The organism is Thiolapillus sp., assembly GCF_048562965.1.
In the GTDB taxonomy this organism is placed as follows: Bacteria; Pseudomonadota; Gammaproteobacteria; order Chromatiales; family Chromatiaceae; genus Thiolapillus; species Thiolapillus brandeum_A.
The window spans coordinates 1-3,420 of sequence record NZ_JBHNMF010000357.1 but is presented as its reverse complement, the minus strand read 5'-3'; the positions used below and the strand labels follow the sequence as shown (position 1 = coordinate 3,420).

Sequence of the window (3,420 nt, the reverse complement as noted above, 5' to 3'; positions counted from 1 at the left end):
GTCCCTCTGGATACGGTGCGCCAGACCAGTTCGATCATGTTTTCGGTTTTCCCAGAACCGGCAACAGCAGCAACCCGGGCATGCCCCTGGTGATGATTGGCGATGCAATCCTGTTCCTTCGTCAGTTTTCGATGTCCCATGTCCGTCCTCACCGGCAATATACCGCGTATTTTAACATTCTCAATACACTTAGAAATCGAAAGCTATTTGTCCGTGAGCGTCGATACGTGCGGCCAATGTTGGGTCATTTTTGGCGGCTGTCTGGGCCGACTGGACAACCGAAACGACATTGGCGGGCGCCTGTTCCAGCTCCGGGTGGGTGGCGTGAACCACGGTTATCCAGTCCTCACTGTCAGCCAATGCGTTTCCCCGCAATACCAACAATTCCCCATACGGCGCTTCGTGGATGTAGGCGTTGGCCAACAGCTGCGCCGCAGTCATACAGCAACAGGTGATATCCAGGTCGATGGCGTAAAGACCGCACCGGCTCAGTCCTCCCGGGCCATGGTCGGCGTAAATCTGCCGGGCAAAACTCAACAGCATCACGCCAGAGCCGCAGCAAGGTTCTAGGCAGGTCAACAGCCGGTCTTTCGGCAATTTAGCCTGGTGTCCGACCATTTTGGCCATCATGTCCGTCACTACCTGCGGGGTAAAAAACTGCCCCAGGCCGCTTTTAGTGGAGCGTGATGCCAGGTCCATGTAAATCAGGCCAAAAAGGTCGGTATAAGGCGTGCAGTAGAAAACGGCCTGCCCGTATAATTTGCCCAACTCGCGCAGATCGGACAGGGCGTCACGGGGTGGCGGGTACTGCTTTTCCTGACCGGTCAAATCAGCCAGCACATCATCAATCATCCAGCGCAGCCATTCGGACGCGCTGTTCTTGTTTGACAGGCGGTCGATAACACCGGTGATGATGCGATGGTCAACGTGAACATATTTAGGTAATGCAGACATAGCGGATTCCTGTAACTCTGTTGTTAATGTCAGCATACCCTTCCATCGGACAACGCAAGTTTTTGAAGAATGGGTGTCCAAGGTTTGGTGTGGTCATATCATTGTGTTTGCTTTCTAATTTTGCTTTTCTGGCTTACGCACTCGAATTCCGGCAAAATAAACTTTTGTATCCAGATGGATTCTAAATTCGGGTGAGCCTCTTCCAACCAAAAATCATAAAAAAAACGCTGGGTGGAAGCATTGCAGAGATTCCGCCTGCGCATCTGTCCTTGTTAACAAACTGGAAGGATAGTATCGAAAACGGTATCTTGGAAAGCCAGAATGAGGTTGCGGTACACGCACCCTTTACCCAAAACATCATGGTCGGCATTCTTGGCTATGAAACCGTGGGCCACGGCGACACCTGGACTATCGCCCGTGAATATGGCGTTGCCGGTGGTGCGGTTGACCTGGCTCTAGGGCATTTCAGTGCAGAGAAAGAAAATGATAAGGTCATAGCCCCTTTTGAGTTAAAGGGCGCTAAAACGCGCGACCTGGATGCAATCATGCCCGGACGTCACAAGACCCCGGTGCAGCAGGCTTGGGACTATGCCCGTGATATCAAAGGCGCGCAGTGGGTGCTGGTGAGCAACTATGTGGAACTGCGCTTGTATGCAGTCAGCGAAACGTCCCTGGTGTATGAGCGCTTTGAACTGGCGCAACTGATCGAACCAGAAGTGTATGCGCGTTTCATTCTGCTATTGCACGCGGATAACCTGCTCACCGGCAACACCCTGGCCCTGCTGCACCAAAGCCAGCAGGCGGACAAGGACATCACCAACCAGCTCTATCAGGACTACAAAACCCTCAGAGAACTGCTGCTGACCCATCTCATCGAGGACAACCCGCAACGGCCGTCCCTCGAACTTATCAATCCCGCGCAGAAGCTGCTGGATCGCCTGTTGTTCATCGCCTTTGCCGAAGACAAGGGATTGATACCTGAAAACAGCATCAAGCAGGCCTTCGAGCATGCCGATCCGTACCACCCCCGTCCGGTGTATGAAAACTTCAAGGGGCTGTTCAAAGCCATCGATCAGGGCAACAAGCACTTGGGGATTCCCGCTTACAATGGCGGCCTGTTTGCCCCGGATGAAGCGCTGGATGCTCTGGTCGTTTCTGATGCGGTCTGCGAATCGGTTAATGAACTGGCGGAATATGATTTCGATTCGGAAATCTCCGTCACTGTGCTGGGGCATATCTTTGAGCAGTCCATCGCCGACCTCGAAGCACTCAGCAGCAGGATGGATGAGGGGGAACTACCCACACCACCTAAGACCAAAGCCGTCAGCGGCCGACGCAAGCGCCAGGGCGTGGTCTATACCCCGGACCACATCACCGCCTTCATTGTCGAGCATACCCTGGGGGCGCATATCAAAGAACAGTTCCACCGGTTGCTGTCCGGGTACGGGCAATTCAAAAAGGACGGCAGCATCCAGTGGAAACGGGGCAGCAAGACCGAACTGCGCTTCTGGTACGCCTGGCAGGAACGGCTGCAGCAGATCAAAGTCGTTGATCCTGCCTGTGGTTCTGGCGCGTTTCTGGTGGCCGCCTTCGACTGGCTGCATGGCGAGTACCAGCGCGTCAATGACAAACTGGCGGAACTCACCGGCGCTGCCAGCCATGGAGAGCGAAGCGAAGGCTGGTAGACCCCAGTAGCCGCGAGGCCGCACTGTTTTCCCGGCGTGCCTTGCGCCAGAGGGAAAACAAAGTAGGCCTCCGAACGCGGCGTCCAGTCATTGGGAGCCAAGTACGGAGCAGCAACGAGCTTGCGAAGTTGTTGCGTAGTGCTGGGTGACCAGGACGGCTGGGGCACCAATAGGTTGTCAAAGGCCGAGTCGATTTTGGGGACTGGGATGTCCCAAAATCTATCACGAGGTCGAAGACACGCTTGCGGAAGACCCACCCATTTTCCTTGGCGAACCGTAGGGCGGCCCGAAATCTGGGCTTGAAATCCCGCCAATGCTCCTTGAGTTCCTTGCGGAACTTCACCTCGGCCAACACCGGCTTCCGATCAACTTCCGGCACGTACTCGATCAGGACATCCGGCGTGTATTTTCTTGTTTTGCCCCGGGCATCTTTGTAACGGATTTCAACGGGCTGTTCCTCAAAGCGCTCCACGGTCCAGTCGAAATCAAGCAAGTGGTAAAGGTCGCGCTCGAGGGAACCCTCGAATTCGGCGGCGTTGTTGGCGGATTTTTCGCTGGCCACGCACCCCGTGATCACCCGGTAGTTTCTCGGTATTTTTCTGACCGACATAACTCGTTGTATTTACTAATAAATATTTTGTCGCAAATTTAACGCGAAAAGCACAATGTTGTCGCATAATTATTGCACATTTGTCGCATTAATTATGCAACAATCAACGCGTAAGTTGTTGATTTGGGATCTTAGTGTCGCATAATTAATGAAATCTGACAGGTCATCCCT

At 53.7% G+C, this 3,420-nt stretch carries 3 protein-coding genes; 1 reads left to right on the top strand and 2 read right to left on the bottom strand.

Annotated features, from left to right (window positions below):
• Positions 1 to 189 precede the first annotated feature (189 nt).
• Complete coding sequence (locus ACOCD2_RS14720; RefSeq protein ID WP_419625755.1) at positions 190 to 1,035, bottom strand: N-6 DNA methylase; 846 nt, start codon at positions 1,033 to 1,035, stop codon at positions 190 to 192.
• Between the two features lie 227 nt (positions 1,036 to 1,262).
• On the opposite strand from ACOCD2_RS14720, the gene ACOCD2_RS14715 reads away from it, so the two are divergent.
• Positions 1,263 to 2,639, top strand: coding sequence for a type IIL restriction-modification enzyme MmeI (locus ACOCD2_RS14715; protein ID WP_419588551.1), 1,377 nt, complete (start codon positions 1,263 to 1,265; stop codon positions 2,637 to 2,639).
• On the opposite strand, the gene ACOCD2_RS14710 is transcribed toward ACOCD2_RS14715, so the two are convergent.
• Positions 2,596 to 3,249 (bottom strand): Tn7 transposase TnsA N-terminal domain-containing protein, encoded by a 654-nt coding sequence (locus tag ACOCD2_RS14710; protein WP_419625754.1) that lies wholly within the window; start codon positions 3,247 to 3,249, stop codon positions 2,596 to 2,598. The two genes, ACOCD2_RS14715 and ACOCD2_RS14710, sit on opposite strands and share 44 nt — an antisense overlap.
• Positions 3,250 to 3,420: the final 171 nt, after the last annotated feature.

Coding starts and splice junctions, on each gene's coding strand:
- ACOCD2_RS14710 (WP_419625754.1), bottom strand. CDS start 3,249: ATGTCGGTCAGAAAAATACCGAGAAACTACCGGGTGATCACGGGGTGC.